General features: G+C 69.5%; 18 protein-coding genes and 1 pseudogene. 8 read left to right on the top strand and 11 right to left on the bottom strand.

The window, feature by feature from the left end:
- Nucleotides 1–52 precede the first annotated feature (52 nt).
- The 5 genes from ACIBBB_RS06125 to ACIBBB_RS06105 form a co-directional block, all read right to left on the bottom strand.
- Nucleotides 53–1,906, bottom strand: a complete 1,854-nt coding sequence (locus ACIBBB_RS06125; protein ID WP_398979235.1) for an alpha-galactosidase D — start codon at nt 1,904–1,906, stop codon at nt 53–55.
- 75 nt (nt 1,907–1,981) lie between these two features.
- Nucleotides 1,982–2,902: a carbohydrate ABC transporter permease gene (locus tag ACIBBB_RS06120; RefSeq protein ID WP_398979233.1), complete on the bottom strand. Its 921-nt coding sequence runs from the start codon at nt 2,900–2,902 to the stop codon at nt 1,982–1,984.
- Complete coding sequence (locus tag ACIBBB_RS06115) at nt 2,899–3,873, bottom strand: carbohydrate ABC transporter permease (protein WP_398979231.1); 975 nt, start codon at nt 3,871–3,873, stop codon at nt 2,899–2,901. The genes ACIBBB_RS06120 and ACIBBB_RS06115 overlap by 4 nt, the downstream gene beginning before the upstream one ends.
- A 67-nt stretch (nt 3,874–3,940) precedes the next feature.
- Nucleotides 3,941–5,254, bottom strand: a complete 1,314-nt coding sequence (locus ACIBBB_RS06110; protein ID WP_398979229.1) for an ABC transporter substrate-binding protein — start codon at nt 5,252–5,254, stop codon at nt 3,941–3,943.
- Nucleotides 5,255–5,262: 8 nt separating this feature from the next.
- Nucleotides 5,263–6,438, bottom strand: a complete 1,176-nt coding sequence (locus ACIBBB_RS06105) for an ROK family protein (RefSeq protein WP_398979227.1) — start codon at nt 6,436–6,438, stop codon at nt 5,263–5,265.
- A gap of 181 nt (nt 6,439–6,619) precedes the next feature.
- Here ACIBBB_RS06105 and ACIBBB_RS06100 point away from each other — a divergent pair, with 181 nt between their 5' ends.
- Nucleotides 6,620–8,758: an alpha-galactosidase gene (locus ACIBBB_RS06100; protein ID WP_398979225.1), complete on the top strand. Its 2,139-nt coding sequence runs from the start codon at nt 6,620–6,622 to the stop codon at nt 8,756–8,758.
- A gap of 46 nt (nt 8,759–8,804) precedes the next feature.
- Here ACIBBB_RS06100 and ACIBBB_RS06095 read toward each other — a convergent pair whose 3' ends face one another.
- Both ACIBBB_RS06095 and ACIBBB_RS06090 read right to left on the bottom strand, forming a co-directional pair.
- Nucleotides 8,805–9,338, bottom strand: coding sequence for a TetR/AcrR family transcriptional regulator (locus ACIBBB_RS06095; RefSeq protein WP_398980041.1), 534 nt, complete (start codon nt 9,336–9,338; stop codon nt 8,805–8,807).
- Nucleotides 9,339–9,360: 22 nt separating this feature from the next.
- Complete coding sequence (locus tag ACIBBB_RS06090) at nt 9,361–10,197, bottom strand: alpha/beta fold hydrolase (RefSeq protein ID WP_398979223.1); 837 nt, start codon at nt 10,195–10,197, stop codon at nt 9,361–9,363.
- 153 nt (nt 10,198–10,350) lie between these two features.
- On the opposite strand from ACIBBB_RS06090, the gene ACIBBB_RS06085 reads away from it, so the two are divergent.
- Both ACIBBB_RS06085 and ACIBBB_RS06080 read left to right on the top strand, forming a co-directional pair.
- Entirely contained in the window at nt 10,351–11,280 is a 930-nt protein-coding gene (locus ACIBBB_RS06085) for a LysR family transcriptional regulator (protein ID WP_398979221.1), read from the top strand.
- Between the two features lie 40 nt (nt 11,281–11,320).
- Nucleotides 11,321–11,863: a DapH/DapD/GlmU-related protein gene (locus ACIBBB_RS06080; RefSeq protein ID WP_398979219.1), complete on the top strand. Its 543-nt coding sequence runs from the start codon at nt 11,321–11,323 to the stop codon at nt 11,861–11,863.
- A gap of 50 nt (nt 11,864–11,913) precedes the next feature.
- Here ACIBBB_RS06080 and ACIBBB_RS06075 read toward each other — a convergent pair whose 3' ends face one another.
- Both ACIBBB_RS06075 and ACIBBB_RS06070 read right to left on the bottom strand, forming a co-directional pair.
- Nucleotides 11,914–12,105 (bottom strand): DUF1918 domain-containing protein, encoded by a 192-nt coding sequence (locus ACIBBB_RS06075; RefSeq protein WP_398979217.1) that lies wholly within the window; start codon nt 12,103–12,105, stop codon nt 11,914–11,916.
- A 16-nt stretch (nt 12,106–12,121) separates the two neighbouring features.
- A complete protein-coding gene (locus tag ACIBBB_RS06070; RefSeq protein ID WP_189105814.1) occupies nt 12,122–12,313 on the bottom strand; it encodes a DUF1059 domain-containing protein in 192 nt (63 codons plus the stop codon).
- Between the two features lie 231 nt (nt 12,314–12,544).
- On the opposite strand from ACIBBB_RS06070, the gene ACIBBB_RS06065 reads away from it, so the two are divergent.
- The 4 genes and pseudogenes from ACIBBB_RS06065 to ACIBBB_RS06050 all read left to right on the top strand — a co-directional run bounded on the left by ACIBBB_RS06065 (nt 12,545) and on the right by ACIBBB_RS06050 (nt 15,209).
- Nucleotides 12,545–13,588 carry a LysR family transcriptional regulator gene (locus ACIBBB_RS06065; RefSeq protein ID WP_398979214.1) on the top strand — a complete coding sequence of 348 codons (1,044 nt, stop codon included), beginning with the start codon at nt 12,545–12,547 and terminating at the stop codon, nt 13,586–13,588.
- A gap of 136 nt (nt 13,589–13,724) precedes the next feature.
- Nucleotides 13,725–13,853 (top strand): annotated as a pseudogene (locus ACIBBB_RS06060) (carbohydrate-binding protein); the annotation flags it as partial.
- Between the two features lie 66 nt (nt 13,854–13,919).
- On the top strand, nt 13,920–14,366 hold the full coding sequence (locus tag ACIBBB_RS06055; RefSeq protein WP_398979213.1) for a hypothetical protein: 447 nt from the start codon (nt 13,920–13,922) through the stop codon (nt 14,364–14,366).
- A 213-nt stretch (nt 14,367–14,579) separates the two neighbouring features.
- Nucleotides 14,580–15,209: a DUF6629 family protein gene (locus ACIBBB_RS06050; RefSeq protein WP_398979212.1), complete on the top strand. Its 630-nt coding sequence runs from the start codon at nt 14,580–14,582 to the stop codon at nt 15,207–15,209.
- A gap of 11 nt (nt 15,210–15,220) precedes the next feature.
- On the opposite strand, the gene ACIBBB_RS06045 is transcribed toward ACIBBB_RS06050, so the two are convergent.
- Complete coding sequence (locus tag ACIBBB_RS06045; protein WP_398979210.1) at nt 15,221–15,985, bottom strand: class I SAM-dependent methyltransferase; 765 nt, start codon at nt 15,983–15,985, stop codon at nt 15,221–15,223.
- 325 nt (nt 15,986–16,310) lie between these two features.
- Between ACIBBB_RS06045 and ACIBBB_RS06040 the strand changes: the two genes are divergently transcribed.
- Nucleotides 16,311–16,514: a cold-shock protein gene (locus tag ACIBBB_RS06040; RefSeq protein ID WP_023543681.1), complete on the top strand. Its 204-nt coding sequence runs from the start codon at nt 16,311–16,313 to the stop codon at nt 16,512–16,514.
- An 81-nt stretch (nt 16,515–16,595) separates the two neighbouring features.
- Here ACIBBB_RS06040 and ACIBBB_RS06035 read toward each other — a convergent pair whose 3' ends face one another.
- Complete coding sequence (locus tag ACIBBB_RS06035) at nt 16,596–16,940, bottom strand: PRC-barrel domain containing protein (protein ID WP_398979207.1); 345 nt, start codon at nt 16,938–16,940, stop codon at nt 16,596–16,598.
- Between the last annotated feature and the right edge of the window lie 31 nt (nt 16,941–16,971).

The following is a 16,971-nucleotide window of genomic DNA, read 5'->3' as shown; positions in this document are numbered from 1 at the left end:
CGGGGGCGCGCCCGTGAAGACGCGCCCCCGTGGTCCTTGTGCGGAGCCGGGATCAGAGGCGCGGCACGTCGATCTTGTCGATGTCCGGCGAGTAGCCCTCGCCGCTGTCGAAGGTGACGGTGTTGCTGCCCGCCTTCAGCGTGACCGGCACGCTGATCGAGTCGACCGCCGACCAGCCGCCGGTGGCCGGGAAGGCCGTCGCGACCGGGGCCTTGCCGTTCGCCGAGACCCCGATCGACCGCGGGTCGCCCGAGGTGTACGCGACCTTGACCAGGTAGCGGCCGGCCTTCTTGACGACGACGTCCGTGAACTGGACCTTGCCACCGACGTAAAGGTTGCCGACCTTCTTCGTGCCCGAGCACTCGTCGCAGTCCGCGACGGAGGCCGAGCCGGTCAGCACGTTGTCCGGGGACTCCGCCTCGTACGCGTCGGTCTTCAGCCCGGGGCCCTCCGGGGTGACGGTGAACAGCCGCGAGCCGTGCGCCGGTACGGCCTGGGTGATGCCGTCCTTGTGCCGGCCGAGGCTCTCGCGGTTCCACACGTCACGTACGGACGCCTGGCCGGTGAAGCCGAGCGCCTGCCAGTCGGCGGTCACCGGCGAGGGGGAGTCACCCTGGTTGAACAGGGCGACGGTGTAGCTGCCGTCGGGGTTCTCGGAGGCCCAGACCTGCTCGTCACCGACCGAGGTGATGGGCTTGGCGGGCTTCCCCGGCTGCTGGTTGATCTCCAGCACGTCGCGGTTGGTCATCAGCGACAGGCCGTAGTCGTCGAGCTTGGTCAGGTCGTCGCCGCTGTACAGCGGCGACTTGGCGACCGCCCACAGCGTCATGTAGCTCTGCCGCTCGGCCTTGGTCAGACCGCTCATGCCGGCGTTGCCGACGTTGATCGCGTCCAGGTCGTTCCAGCCGCCGGGCCCGGCGTACCGGGTCCAGCCGGGCGTGTCACGCCAGCGGTCCTCGACCGAGTTCTCCCACGACACCAGCGTGTTGCAGTAGCACTCGACGTCCGTGTCGACGCGCCAGCCGTTGGACGTGGCCTTCCAGTCCTTGGCGTAGTTGATGTCGAGCGACCAGGAGATCTCCAGGTGGATGGGCCGCCCGGTGGACTTGATGGCCTTCTGCCAGGCGGCGACGTCCGTGCGGTTGTCGTAGTTGTCACCGCTCTTGAAGGACCCCGGGCCCACACCGTCGAGCTTCAGGAAGTCGTAGCCCCAGTCGGCGATCAGCTGCGCCTGCGAGTCGATGTACTTCTGCGCGCACGGCTTCGTGAAGTCGATCTTGTAGGAGCTGTCCCAGCCGTTGGTCGTCCGCAGGTCGCTGTAGACGATGTCCCCGGTGGTGCAGTCGTCGGTGTTCCAGATCTTCAGCTTGCCCTCGCCGTACCCCTCCTTCTCCAGACCCACGGGAAGGTAGATGCCGGCCTTGAGACCCTTGCTGTGGATACGGTCCGCGACCGCCTTCATTCCGCTCGGGAAGCGCTCGGTGTTGGTCTTCTGGCGTCCGTACTCGTCGAACTCCGGAGTCCAGTCCCAGCCACGCCACCAGCCGGCGTCGATGTTGATGTACTCGTAGCCGTACTTCTTGAGCTTCGAGGCCAGCGCGTCCGTCTGCTTGTTCACATTGGCTTCGGTGAGATAGCTGTAGTTGCCGTTGGTGTTCACCCCCGGGTACGAGGTGGTCTGGAGGCTCCAGCTGCTCCAGCCCATGTAGGGCTTCTCGGCGACGGCGTTCTCGCCGGTGGCGGCGGCGCTGTTCTGGGCCTGGGATGCCTGCGGCGCCTGGGCCGGTGCCCGGTCGGGGAGTTGGGCCTGGGCCGTGGTCGGAACGGCGACCGCCAGGCCGGCCGTGACGGCGAGGACGAGTGCGGCGCGCGTGGTTCTCGCGACGGTGCGAGCGGGTGGGCGCATGGGAGGGAGCCTCCTGCTTTCTCGTGATGGGGAGGAGCGGGGGTGGGAGGGACGTGCGGGGGCGCGCGGGAGGGCCTACTTGCCCGCGCCGATGGTCAGACCGCTGATGAACTGGCGCTGGAGCGCGAAGTACACGATCAGCGTAGGAATCGCGGTCATCAGCGCGCCGGCCGCGATGAGGTTGGGATTGGTGAAGTACTGCCCCTCCAGGCTGGCGAGCGCGGAGGTGACGGGACGCTTGTCGCCGGTCTCGATCAGCACGAGCGGCCAGAAGAAGTCGTTGTAGATCCAGATCGACTCCAGCGTCGCGAGCGCGGCGAAGGCCGGCCGGCACAGCGGCAGCACGATCTGGAAGAACTGACGCCACACGGGCGCGCCGTCCACGAGCGCGGCCTCGGTGATCTCCTTCGGGATCGTCTTCATGTAGTTGCTCAGCACGAAGGTGCAGAAGCCGCACTGGTAGGCGATATGGATGACGATGATGCCCCAGTAGGAGTTGTAGAGCAGATACGAGTCGCTCATCCAGCCGGGCAGGTTCCACTGGAGATACAGCCGGTACAGCGGGGTGATGAGCACCTGGGCGGGCAGCAGATTGCCCGCGGTGAACAGCATCAGCAGCGCGATGTTCCAGCGGAAGTCGAAGCGCGATACGTAGAAGGCGACCGCGGCGGAGAAGAACAGGGTGCCGAGCACGGCGGGCACGGTGACGAGCACCGAGTTCCAGAAGAAGTGCGCCAGCCCCGACTGCGCCCACGCGTCGGTGAAGTTCTCCAGGCTCAGACCGCTGGGCCAGGAGAGATAGCCGTTCTTCGCGGTGTCCTCGTACGGGCGCAGCGAGGTGTACATCGCCCACAGCAGCGGGACCAGCCAGAGCAGGGAGATACCGGCGAGGAAGAGATGCCGGCCGGTCTGGCGCCTCGGGCGCGAGGGCTTCGAGGGAGGTGTGGCCTGCGGTGCCCGTGGCGGGGCTGCCGGAGGTGTGGCTGTCGCGGTCACGCCTCCTCCTTGTCCTTGCGGAAGTTCTGTACGAGGAAGGTGCAGATCGCGGTCAGCGAGACCAGCAGCATGATCACCGCGATCGCCGAGCCGTAGCCGATGTGGCTGGTCTCGCCGACGATGTTGTCGGTGATCAGCAGGGAGAGCAGCTCCATACCGGGCTTGCTGCCGATGCCGCCGCCGAGGACGTACACGATGTCGAAGGCGCGCAGCGACTCCATCGCCGTGACGACGAGGATGACGATGTTGACCGGCTTCAGCGCGGGGAAGACCACGCGCAGGAATGTCTGCCGCCCGTTGGCGCCGTCGAGCGCGGCCGCCTCCTTGAGGGCGGGGTCGAAGCCTTTGAGCCCGGCCAGATAGAGAATCATGATGTAGCCGGTGTGCCGCCACGCCGACGCGACGAGCACGGCCCACAGATTGAGGTCGGGATCGCCGAGCCAGTCGATGTGGGTGCCGGGCGAGACCGAACCGATGATGCCGTTCAGCAGGCCGTTGTCCGGGTTGTAGATGATCTCCCAGATCAGCCCGACCACCGCGAGGGACAGCACCATGGGCAGGAAGATCGCGGTCTGGTAGATCCGGGTGAAGCGGATCTTCCGGTCGAGCTGGTACGCGAGGAAGATGCCGAACGGCGTCGGCAGCAGCGCGGTGAACAGCAGCCAGATGACGTTGTGCTGGACGGCCGGCCAGAAGGGCGGGTAATTCGTGAAGATCTCGCGGTAGTTGTCCCAGCCGATCCAGTCGATGCCGGACAGCGAGAGGCCGTCCCAACTGGTGAAGGAGAGGGCGAACGAGGCGAGCGCGGGCAGCCAGACGAAGATCAGCAGGGCCAGCAGCGGTATGCCGACGATGACGCCGAGGAACAGCCGGTCGCGCAGACCGAGCCGGCGCGGCCTGCGCCGGCGCGCGGGCACCTCGCGCGCGGCCGGCGCGACCGGTTCCTCCGGTGCTTTGAGTGTGGAAGTCATAGGGGTGGGCGTCCCTCAGGCGGATCGGCGGGGTGGCGGCTCGGGTGTCTCGGGCGTCGGGGCCGGATCAGCCGGAGAAGAAGCGCGAGCGCTGGGACTCGATCTTCTTCAGCGTGGCCGCGCCGTCGTCGGGGTGGCCGAGCCACTGCGTCAGACCGGGCAGTACGACGGTGGAGATGAACCCGGGATCGCTGTCCCGGTCGCCGAACTGGGTGATGTGCTTGGCGGCGCCGATGAGATCGGCCGACTTCTTCTGCAGTGCGTTGTACTTGCTGGTGTCGGCCTTGCTGTGGACGGCGACATTGCTCGGGTCGACGCCCATGTAGATGCTCTCCGCCTCGGGGCTGCCCAGGAATTCGAGGAACTTCCTCGCGCCCTCGGCGTTCTTGGGCTTGCGGCTGAGCATGAATCCGTCGGTCGGTGCCTCGACGCTGTCCATGCCGTGCGCCGGGTCGATCTCCGGGAACGGGAAGAAGTCGATGTCCTCGCGCAGCGCCGTGTCGGTGATCTGCTGGCCGAGGAAGAGCCCGATGACGGCCATGCCGGACTTCTTGTCGAGCAGCGACTGCGCCGCGTCCTGCCACGAACGCCCGCCGGCGCCCGTCTGGTAGTACGGGGCGAGTTCGCGCCACAGGTCGAGGACGGTGCTCATGCGCCGGTCGTTCCACGCGACGTCGCCGTGCATCAGGTCCATGTGGAAGTCGTAGCCGTTGGCACGGAGGTTCAGATAGTCGAAGGCGCCGAGGACGGACCAGCTGTCGCCGCCGCCGTAGCCGGAGGCGATCGGTGAGAGACCGTCCTTCTTCATCTTCTTGGCGAGCGCGACGAATTGCGACCAGGTCGTCGGCGCCGTGTAGCCGCGCTCCTTGAAGACGCTCTTGCGGTAGAAGACGGCCCACGGGTAGTTGTACAGCGGGACGAAGTAGTACTTGCCGTCGGTGCCCTTGGAGAGCTGCTTGGCGGCCTCGCTGAATCCGGAGCCGATGGTCTCCCACACCTCGTCGACCGGGCTGGCCAGCTTCTTCTCCGCGAAGTACTGCATGCGGTAGCCGGCGAACCAGGTGAAGGTGTCGTCCGGGGTGCCCTGGAGATAGCTGGAGATGCTCTTCTGGAAGGTGTCGTGGTCGACCGTGTTGGTCTTGACCTTCAGCTCGGTGTCCTTGGTGAAGGCCTCGGTCACCGCCGCGTACGCCTTCTTGGGGGTGGCGTCGGCGCCGTTGGAACCGAAGGTCACGGTCTTCGGGTCGCCGGCCGGAGGGCCGCCGCCGCACGCCGCCAGGGCGGGCCCGGCGAGTGCGGCCGCTCCGACCCCCATCAGTCCGTTGACGACGCTGCGTCGTCTCGGACCACCGGCTCCGGGTATGCGGCTCTGCTGCGTCATCGCTTCTCCTAGAAGGTGTCGGACCCGATGAAGGTCTGTATCGCGGTGGCCGCGGCCCCGCGCGCCCACTCCTCGAATGCCAGCGGACGTGTGATCACGTCGCACTGGTCGGCGGTACTGAAAGCGGTCGCGGAGAACGCTTCCTTGATCTGGGCGGCGAACAGGTCGTACGCCGCGAGCCCTTCGCCCGAGATGATCACGCGCTCGGGGCCGAGCAGATTCACCACGGAGCCGATCGCCCGGCCGATCGCGGCGCCCGCGTCCGCGTACGCCTCGCGGGCCACCGGGCTGCCGCCGTGGGCCAGTTCGAGTGCCTGCGCGGGGCCGGCCAGCGGCTCGCCCGTGTCGCGCTGGATACGGCGCACGATGGCCGAGTCCGAGGCGATCGCCTCGACGCACCCGTGGTTGCCGCAGTGGCAGAGCGGTCCTCGCGGGTCGATCGACAGATGGCCGATCTCACCGGCCACGCCGTGTGCCCCGGAGACCACCCGCCCGTTGACCACAAGACCGCAGCCGATACCCGCGCCGACGGTGACCAGCGCGAAGTTGGAGAGTCCCACTCCGGCGCCGAACCACTGCTCGGCGACCGTCAGCGCCCGTACGTCGTTGTCCACCGTCGCCGGCAGCCCGGTCACCGCCGTCGTGAGCTCGGCGAGGGCGATGTCACGCCAGTCGAGGAAGGGGGAGTAGCGCACGACCCCGGCCGCCCGGTCCACATCTCCGGACACGGCGACCGCGAGCCCCTGTACCGGGACGCCGAACCCCTCGGCCTCCGTCCTCAACTCGGCCGTCAGCTCCGCGATCACGGCGATCACGGCGCCGGGCTCACGGTCGGTGAGCGGTACGTGCCGCGCCAGCCGGATCCGGCAGCACAGGTCCGCCAGGACCGCGATCACCTCGTCGGCCGTCACTTTCACGCCGATGAACAGGGCCCTGCCGCCGTCCACCCGCACCGGGTTGGCCGGCCGGCCGACGGCGGGCGGCGCACTCTCGTCCGCGGCCTCGACGAAGTAGCCGGCCGCCATGAGCGGGCGTACGGCCTTGGTCACCGCGGCCGACGAGAGGCCGGTGCGCCGGGAGAGCTCCACCCGTGAGAGCGGGCCCTGGGAGAGCACGGTGGTGAAGACCAAGGAGGCGGCGGGGGTGGCCGCCGGAAACGCCTCCACCTGGTCGGTCGTTGACATGGCCGGAAACGTAGGTGAGTTAATTTCCTCTGTCAATAAAAAAAGCAGGAACCCTGTGAAGTAGAAGTTGATCACCCCTTCTCCTGGAAAAAGTTTGTTGGAGCAGGGCACTTGACAGCGGATCAAAGGGCGGGATTGGCTACCTGCCGTCACAGTGCTGCCCCCGAACGTGAGGATCTCCATGCCCCAGATCTCCTACGCCCCGGATGCCGCCCTGTGGTTGCTCAGTACTCCGCACACGTCGTACGCGGTGCGGACCGACAGCAGCGGCGCGCCGTGTCATGTGGCCTGGGGCGGCAGGCTGACCCTGGACGAGGCGCGGGAGATCGCGGGGCGCCCCCACCCCGTGGACCGTGAGGCCAACAGCTTCGAGGGCCGCCCGCCGGTCGGCGAGGAACTGCCCGTCGACGGCGGCGCGCGCTACGGCGTGCCCTCGCTCCAGGTCCGGTTCGCCGACGGCACCCGCGCCCTCGAATGGGCGGCCGTCGGCCACGACATCCGCGAAACCCCCGGCGGGGCGGCCGAGTTGGACCTGCTCTTCCGCGACCGGCACTACCCGCTCGACATCGGCCTGCACTACCGCGTGCACCACGACAGCGACGTGATCGAGCGCTGGACGACCCTGCGCAACACCGGCACCGACGACATCGTCGTGCTGCGCGCCGACTCGGCGGCCTGGACCCTGCCCCCGCGCCCCGGCTACCGGCTAAGCCATGTCACCGGCCAGTGGGCCGCCGAGACCCAACTGCGGCGCGAGACACTGGCGTTCGGCGAGACCGTCCTGACCAGCCGGCGCGGTATCCCCAGTCACCACCTCAACCCGTGGGTCATGCTGGACGACGGCGGCGCGACCGAGGACCACGGTCAGGTCTGGAGCGCCGCGCTCGCCTGGAGCGGCAGTTGGCGCATCACCGCCCAGCGCACCTCCGACGGCCGGGCCGGCTTCACCGGCGGCGCCGGACACGACTCCACCACGGTGCGTCTGGGCCCCGGACGGACGCACACCACACCGCGCTTCGCCGGGCTCCACACCGAGGGCGGCTTCGGCGCCGCGAGCCGGGCCTGGCACGCGTACATCCGCGCGCACGTCCTGCCGCACCCCGGCGAGCTGCGCCCCGTGCTCTACAACTCCTGGGAAGCCACCGGCTTCGACATCGACGAGAAGCGTCAGATGGCCCTCGCGGCGCGCGCCGCCGAACTGGGGGCGGAGCTGTACGTCATGGACGACGGCTGGTTCGGCGCCCGGCGCAGCGACCGGGCCGGGCTCGGCGACTGGACGCCGTCACCGGACCGGTTCCCCAAGGGCCTCATTCCACTCGCCGACGAGGTGCACCGCCTCGGCATGCTCTTCGGCCTCTGGGTGGAGCCGGAGATGGTCAACGCCGACAGCGACCTCTACCGCGCGCACCCCGACTGGATCCTGCACTTCCCGCACCGTACGCGCACCGAACTGCGCAACCAGCTCGTGCTCAACTTCGCCAGGGACGACGTCGCCGACTGGGCGTACGAGTGGCTCACCGCACTCGTCGCGGACAACGGCATCGACTTCCTCAAGTGGGACATGAACCGCCCGTTCAGCGAGGCGGGCCCCGGCGGCGCGGGCCCGGACGGTGACGACCGGCTGTGGAGCGCGTACGTGCACAACCTCTACCGCGTCATCGACCGGCTGCGTGCCGACCATCCCGCGCTGCGCATCGAGGCGTGCAGCGGTGGCGGCGGGCGTGTGGACCTCGGCATCCTGTCCCGTACCGACCAGGCATGGCCGTCCGACAACACCGACGCGGCCGACCGCATCGGCATCCAGCACGGCTACAGCCAGCTCTACCCGGCGTCGACCATGGCCGCCTGGGTCACCGACGTACCCAACGAACTCACCGCGCGGACCGTGCCGTTGGCCTTCCGTTTCCATGTCGCGATGGCCGGGGTGCTGGCCGTCGGCGGTGATCTGACCCGCTGGCCGGAGGAGGAGATCGCGGAGGCCGCCGGGTTCGTGGGCGCGTACAAGCAGGTCCGTCATCTGGTCCAGCACGGTGTCCAGCACCGGCTGCGGGGACCGGTGGACGACGGACCCACGGTCGTGCAGTACACCTCGCCCGACCGGGCGGAGGCCCTGGTGCTCGCCTGGCAGCGGGCGCCGCGCCGGGGGCGCCCGGAGCTGCCCGTCCGTCTCGCCGGACTCGAACCGGGAGCGGTCTACCGGGACGTGGCGACCGGGATGCGGCACCACGCGACGGTGCTGAGGGAACATGGACTGCCGCTGGAACTTCCGGCGGGTGACTGGGCCAGCACGGCGATCCATCTGATGCGCGTGTCGTCCTGACGGCGGCGGCGGCGTCGGCCGGGCGCGGTGGGCGCCGGCGGGATTCTCACATGGCGCGCAGGCCCCGGTCGGCGAAGGAGATGAGCCACTCGAAGCTCTCGTCGATGTCGGCGCTCCACTGGAAGCCGTTGGCCGCCTGCAACGTGGCGAAGCCGTGGCAGAGGCTGCGGAGCATACGAAGAGCGTGGTCCACGTCGGACTCGTCCGTCTCGTAGCCCCGCAGGACCGCCCTGAACGCGTCGAGCGAACGCTGACCCGCGATGGCCAGCGGATCGTCCGGGCCGTGCGGTTCCACCCCGATCGTCGCGCCGTACCGGCCTGGATGTTCCAGGACGAAGGCGCGGAAGGCACGTGCCGCGGCCGCCAGGGCGTCGCGGCCCGCGTACCCCTGGACCGCGCCGCCGACGGCGTCGGCGGCTTCGCCCAACGCCAGAGTCGCGATACGCCGGTTGAGGTCTTCCTGGCCGCCCACGTGTTTGTACAGGGACGGGGTACGCACGCCCAGCCGCTGGGCCAGCAGACCCATCGTCAGGTGGGCGAGGCCCACCTCGTCGGCGAGGGCGGCACCGGCCGCGACCACGGCCGCCGGGTCCAGACCGGCCCTAGGCACGGGCGGCGTCCGACCGGAGGAAGGCGAGCGTGAGCGAGACGACCTGGTCGGGGAAGTGGTCGTGCGGGTAGTGCCCGGCGCCCTCGATCATTTCGAGGCGACCGAGGCCGGAGGGCAGGGCGTCGACGATCGCCGAACCCTCGGCGTGCGGGTCGGCCCAGTCGGGGTCGAGCGTGCCCATTACGACCAGGACCGGGCAGCGGACATTGCCGAGCTGCGCGCCGGCGTCGGCCGGGGCGCTGCGGCCCATGCCCTGGAGGGCCTTCATCCTGCCCGGCTCGCGCAGCAGGGACTCGATGCGGGCGAGCCGCTCGGCCCAGTCGGCCGGCTTCGTACCGGGGTAGGCCACGTCGAGGTACGAGCGCCAGAGCGGCACGCTGCCGAACGCGCCCGCGCCGAGCAGCCGCAGCATGCCCTGCCGGAAACGCTTGACCCGCAGGTCACCGAGGCGCACCGACTGCTTGCGGGTGAACGGCGTCAGCTCGACAACCGCGGTGATCAGCGAGGGCTCCTGCGCGGCGGCGACGGTCGCGGCGCCCCCGGAGATCGAGTGGCCGACGAGTACGGCCGGGCCACCCAGATGGCGGACCAGTGCGAGCAGGTCACCGGCGATGGCGGTGCGGCTCCAGGCGGGCCAGCCGACGCTGGACTCGCCGCAGCCGCGCAGATCGACCGCGGCGACCCGATAGCCCGCCGCCACGAGCTGCGGGATCACGGCCCGGTACGAGGCGCGGCTGTCGCCCATGCCGTGCGCGAGAACGATCAGCGGGCCGGATCCCGCCACCTCGTAAGCGATCGTGCCGCCGTCGACGGCGAGGTACTCGGTCATGTCATCTCCATGGCTAACGTTGTTAGCTAAAAGCTAATCTGATTAACCGAACCTGTCAAGGGCGGATTGTCCCGGCGCAGCCACCGCGGCGCGGCCGGACAACCAGTCCTGGGCGGGTCACAACGATTGGTTGGGCACTCCTACGATGAGCCGGTGGACACCGAGGCATTGCGATCGTTCGTCCGGGCTGCCGAGCTCGGGCGGTTGCGGCACGCGGCCGACGAACTGGGCATGACACAGCAGGGAGTCTCCAAGCGGATCGCCGCCCTGGAACGCGCGTTGGAGGTGCGGCTGTTCACCCGTACCGCCCGAGGGGTCGAGCTGACGCTCGACGGTCAGGCGTTTCTCCCGCACGCGCGGAGCATCGTCGCCGGTGTCGAGCGCGCCGTCGCCGCGGTCGGGCCGGGCTCCCGGGCCCTTCGGATCGACGTGCTCGGTCTGCGGAGCGCGCAGGCCGTTGTTCTGCACGACTATTGGCGCTCGCATCCCGAGACCGATCTCGACGTGGTGACCCTCAGGGTCAGCGACCCGCGCGTGGCGGTCGCCGCCGTCGAAGCGGGCGATGTCGACGCCTCGTTCCGTACCGTCACCGACCCGGCCGTCCTGCCGCCCGACGTCCGGATGATCCCCGCGTTCGGCTCCCCGCTGGAGCTTCTCGTCGGTCCCGGGCATCCGCTCGCCTCCGCGCGACGACTGACACCGACGCAGCTGCGGAAGCACCGGATCTGGGTGCCGGGTATCGAACCCGGAAGCGAATGGGCGGAGTTCTACGACCAACTGGCGACCGACTTCGACCTACGGATCGACGCGGCGGGCCCGCACTTCGGCGACGAGGTGCTGCTGGACACCCTCGCGGACTCCGCGGACGTGGCCACCCTCGTCGGCGCGCGTGACCGGTACATCTGGCCGGCCAACCACGATCTGCGCCGCATCCCTGTCGTGAACCCGACCCTCGCGTACCCGCTCTCGCTCATCCTCCCCCGTACGAATCCACATCCGGGGCTCCGTCGCATCATCACCCACCTCGGAAGTCTGCCCAGGCTCCCTGAGCCGGTCTGGCTCCCGTCCTGGGCAACGGCCTGAGGGCTGACCGGTTACCCGTACACCAGAAAAGGATCGTGGCATGTCCAGCGACCGTCTCATGCTCATCCGGAGCGCCGAGTTCAACGCCATGGCCGAGAGGGTCCTGCGGGTCACGGAACTCACCTCCCGCCTGAACGTCCTGCCCTTCGACGACGAGGCGGGCAAGGCGGAACTGTTCGAACAGATCCTCGGCAAACCACTGCCGCCGAGAGTCACGATCTATCCGCCCTTCTTCACGGAGCACGGCCTCAACCTCGACCTCTCCGAGCGCGTGTTCATCAACCAGAACTGCACGTTCCTCGATTACGCCGGCATCCGGCTCGGCGAGCGCGTGATGGTGGGCCCGAAGGTCACGTTCATCACCAGCGGCCACCCGGTCGATCCCGGGGAGCGGCGGCTCTACCTCACCGGCGCTCCCATCGACGTGGCGGAGAACGTGTGGATCGGCGCCGGCGCCACGATCCTGCCCGGCGTCAGCATCGGCCGTGACGCGGTGGTCGCCGCCGGCGCCGTCGTGGCCGACGACGTTCCGCCCGCCAGCCTGGTGACGGGCGCCAAGGCGACCGTGCACCGACAGTGGTGAGAACACCGCGCCGGGGGCGCCAAGGCCCCCGGCTACCCGTTCGCCCCCGGCTACCCGTTTCCTGGATGCTCCACCTGCGAATCCGGGCCCGGCACCATGATCAATTCATGACCGCGCTCGTCACGCACCCGGAAAGGCGGTGAATGAGGCGGTCCCAGTACCTCGACGACCTCCATCACCCGGTCCTGCTCGCCAACGACCCGCCCGTGAACCACGAGCCGGTCTCCCTTGTCCGCTTCCATGAATCCGCCCTTCGGTTCAGGCGTGCTGAGGGACCTCGTCCTTCAGCGTGGACCGGATCTGCTCCCGCAGTTCAGGCCCGTCCGCGTGTCCGTGCACGCTCACCGCGTGATCACCGGCGGCGCGGACCACTTCCTCTTCCTCACCGGAGATCGTGAGCGTGCACTTGCTGTCACTCGGGAAATCCCTGCAGTCGGCTACTTTGCGCATGACGCGCCTCCTCTCTTCCAGTGTCCGCCCGTCGCCGGGCATACGCGACTGTCATGGCGTCGCCGACGGGGGCGGACCGGTCCGGAGGGGCCTTGGGGGCGGCCCCTGGGCCCCTGGGGGCGCGCACCGCCGTCCGGTGCCTCGGTACGTGCGCCCGGCGTACGCCGCAGAGCCGTTGTTGGTCTGGACCTGACTATTGCCCTCGAACCGGCCGAAGTCCAAGCTCGCCTCATGGAGCTGGAGTTGCGGCATCTCAAGACGATCCGTGCCATAGCCGACGCGGGCAGCCTCACCAAGGCCGCGTCCGTGCTGGGCCTCGCCCAGCCGGCCCTCAGCGCGCAGCTGAAGCGGATCGAAAGCGCCCTGGGCGGGCGGCTGTTCGAGCGTGGACGGCACGGCGTACGTACGACACCCCTCGGCGAACTCGTCCTGGCCCGCGCCCGGATCGTGTTGCCGGCCGTGACGGAACTCCAGCAGGACGCCGTCCGGTTCGCACGCACCCTGGAGGAGACCCGCCGCTTCCGCCTCGGCGGCACCCACGGTCCCCTCCTCGGCGGGCTCGTGGACCGGCTCGTCACCGCCCACCCCGGCATTCCCGTCACCACGTACACCTCCTGGTCCGAACGGGAGATCGTGGCGTCGGTCTCCGAAGGGCGGATCGACTATGCCCTGATCGGCTGCTGCGGAGCGAGCCAACCACCCGCGGGCGAGCGGCTGGAGTGGCGCGAGATCGCCGGCGACCCCGTCTTCGTCATGCTCGCGGCCGGCCACCCTCTGGCCGGCCGCCAGGAGATCGGCCTCGCCGAACTCGCCGACGAGGCATGGACCGACGTACCGGACGAAGGCTGTTTCGCCGACTGCTTCACCGCCGCCTGCGCCCGCGCCGGCTTCACCCCCACGAGCCTGTACGGGACGGACACCGCCTCCTGCGTCCATCTCGTCCAGGTCGGCCGCGCCGTCGGGCTCTGCCGCGCCACCTTCCCCAACACCGCCGGACTGGTGACCAGGCCCCTGGCCGGCACCCCGGTAAGCTGGCGGCACCTGCTCGGCTGGCACCCGGCCTCGCGGGCCGCCGACGGCGCGCCCGCCGTCTTCGAGCAGGCACGAGCCGCCCACGCCGAAGCGGCGGCACGCAGTGAGAGCTACGCCGACTGGCTCGACGGCGGGCACGGCCCACTCGCCTCCCTGCCGCCCGGCAGCCTCCACGTCAACACGGCAGGGGACCCCGGAGCGTCTTCCATAGCGCCACGCGGAGGGAGAACTGGCATCTTGTGAACGGCAGTTGACCACTTCTACGGTTTCGCTCATTCCCCGCCCGCTCGTCCCCCTCACCGAGGCCGAGGAGACTCCCCATGCTCCACAGACACGCCACGACCGCAGAGTCCGCCGCCGCTCCGCTCCTCGCTCGACGGCCGGCACCGTCTGCGCGGCGGGCGCCCAGGTCACCTACGGCGGTCCTGGCTACCGGTGCCTCCAGCCCCACCAGGCGCAGCCCGGCCGGCGACCCCCGAACGTCCCCGCCCTCTGGCAACGCCTGTGACGCGAGCCATCGCAGACTCGGTCGCGCCCGGTGTTTCAGTCCGCGTCGAGCGGCAACACGAACCTCATGACTGAGGACAGCGAAGCGAAAAGGAACGCGAACGGTACGGCGGCGAAGCTCGGCGCGAGCAAGGCCGCCGCCTCCAAGGCGCGGCGGACCACCAGCGACGCCGCGAGCCGTGCCAAGACGGACTCGGCGCTCGCAGCCTCGAAGGCCAAGTCATCCGTGCGGGCCGCCGAGAAGTCCGCCGAAGCGGGTGTGCGGTCGGCGGGCGAGGCGACGAAACGCGCGGCCACCGCAGGCTGGGAAAGCAGCCGGCAGGCCGTCGTGTCGACGGCGGGCAAGGCGGCCTCCACGGCCACCACCGCGTGGACGGTCGTCAAGCACCGCAAGGCGATCGCGGCAGGAGCCGCCGCCGGTGTCGCCGGCCTGGCAGGCGGGGCCTTCGCCCTGGGGCGGCAGACCGCCAAGCCGCGGGGTCCGCTCTCCAAACTGACCGGAGGCCGGATCTGACAGACCGCTGACAGACCGGACAGCTTCACCACGGAGGACCGACGGACTGCCGTCGGTCCTCCGTGCGTCTGTCCGCGCGTGCGTCCGTCCGGCTGCGACCCAGGGCCCCGGCCACAGCCGCGTCACCCGCTCAGGCGCTCTCGAAACCATATGATCGGACCCGTTATGCGGTGATCACACCCTCATCGCCCCTTTCGGTCCCTGGATGACACGATGTGCTGGAGCGCTACCGCCGACCTCACCGCGGGTGTCTGTATCAGCGCGATCGGAGCGGTCTGTGTCGCGCGCGTACGCCGGGCACGCGATCTGCCGCTCGCCGCGCTGCCCCTGCTCCTGGGCGCCCACCAGATCGTCGAGGCCGTCGTGTGGAACTCGGGCGGAGGCGCCGGACCCGCCACCACCGCCTGGGCCGTCATCGCCATACCACTGCTGGCGCTCTGGGTCCCCCTGGCCGTACTGGCGGCCTCGCCGCCGGGGGCCCGGAGACGGCTGGCCGTGTCCGTCGCCTCCGGTCTCGCCACCTCGGCCGCGCTCTCGTACTACCTGGCCACCCGCGAGGTGACGGCCGACATCCGCGGCCACACGATCGGGTACGCCGTCCACCTGCCGCGGCCGGCGATCGCCGTGGCCGGCTACCTCCTCGCGACCATCGGCGCACTGCTGCTGGCCGCCGACCGGACGGTGCGTCTGCTCGGCGTCCTGATCGCCGTCGGAGCGGTGATCTGCGCGGTGATCTGGCGGATGGAGTTCGTCTCGACCTGGTGCGCCTTCGCCGCGCTCGCCTCACTCGTCATGCTCGGCTGGGCCTGGCGGCGTAAGGGAGCGCCCGGCTCGGCGGCCTGATGCCCCGGGGCTCACGGCCGATGCGCGACCACCATGCGACAGCGCGGGCTTCCGTCCGGCAGCCGCCCCAGGCCGTCGAGCGCGACGAGATCCACCTCGAAGCCCGTACGCGTCAACTCGTCCACCACGTCGGCGAGCCGGAAGGTGCGGTAGTACATGACGAAGGGCGGGTGCCACATCGCGTTGCGCGCCCGCATCGCCGCGTCGAAGCCCCAGAGCGTCCAGTACAGCCGCGAACCGACGCGCGGCGGCGCGGGCACCGGAAAGACGAAGGCGCCTCCGGGCCGCAGGACTTCACGGACCCGGGTGAAGAGCGCGGGGCGCTCGGAGGGCAGGAAGTGGCCGAAGGCGCCGAAGCTCACCGCCACGTCGAAGGCGGCGCGGAAGGGGAGGGCACGGGCGTCGGCCCGTACGAAGTCGACGGCGGGCCCGTCGGAACCGCCCTCGTTCGAACCGCCCCCGCCCGAGCCGTTCTTGGGCAGCACGGCGGACCTGGCGGTGGCGAGCATGCCGGCGCTGAAGTCGACACCGGTGACCCGTTCGACGCAGACCTCTCGCAGGACGTCCACACCGGCTCCGGTGCCGCAGCAGATGTCCAGCCCGGCGCGGAAGGGGCCGAGGTGCCCGAGAGCGTCGGCCACGGCGTCCAGCACGCTGTCCGGAGTACGGAACGGGGTCAGGTCGAACTTCGGCGCGAGCAGGTCGTAGCCGCGCTCCGTCGACGAGAGCGCCTGCACGGTCAGTTCGCGAAGGGTCGGGCCCTGTGGGGTGAACATCACCTCTCACCCTACCGACAGATTCGACACGCGAGGCGGGGAGGGGACATTCACGGACGCTTCCCTCTCCCGGAGGACATAATGCGGCTCGCGGCGCGCGGTCACTGCCCTGTGCGGGTGTTGTCGGGCGTCACGCTTGATCGTTTCTGTGGTCTGGAAGCGAGGAGACGTGTAGCGTCAGTTTTAGCTGTCGTGGTTCCGAAGTACTTTGTCGCCCGTGATCACAGTCGCGGGCGATTCGGCTGTTCAACGTCTCTGAGGACCAGGGCGATCACCTCCGGTTCCCGCACGGTGCGGGGACCGTTATGAGTCCTTTGGAGGACACATGGCCAGCGGTACCGTCAAGTGGTTCAACTCGGAAAAAGGCTTCGGATTCATTGAGCAGGACGGTGGAGGCCCCGACGTCTTCGCCCACTACTCCAACATCGCCACCCAGGGCTTCCGTGAGCTCCAGGAGGGCCAGAAGGTGACCTTCGAGGTCACGCAGGGTCAGAAGGGCCCCCAGGCGGAGAACATCGTCCCCGCCTAGGACACCTCGCCCAGGGACACGACTCCGTGTCCGCCGGTGCCCCGGCAGCGTCCTGCCGGGGCACCGGTGCGTGACGAGGTATCAGGAAGTGGTGACCAAAGAGGTGTAATAGGTGCTCAGACCACCGAGGTACACCGGGTCCCTGGTGTCGTGATCGCGCTCGAACACCGGAGCGCCCTTCACCGTCGACTTCGTACAGCCGACGCGAATCACCCGCGCGGCCGGATCGATCGAGGTCACCAGCCCCGCGGGAATGACGAGACTCTTTCCGAAGACCCACATCCCGGTGTCCACCACCAGGTGTTCGAACGGTGAGCCCTCGGACTGTCTGTCCACGCTGCCCACCGTTCCGTCGGTCGCATGGACGCTGTAACCGGTGAGGTCCATACCCGGCACATGGCCCGACTCGACAGCGAATACCCACATGTCACCCATCCCGGCCCTCACTCTCGTTTCG

Origin of the sequence: Streptomyces sp. NPDC051217 (assembly GCF_044455465.1) — a bacterium.
In the GTDB taxonomy this organism is placed as follows: domain Bacteria; phylum Actinomycetota; class Actinomycetes; order Streptomycetales; family Streptomycetaceae; genus Streptomyces.
Note: the sequence above shows the minus strand (reverse complement) of the source record. Positions and strands in the feature narration are given on the sequence as shown.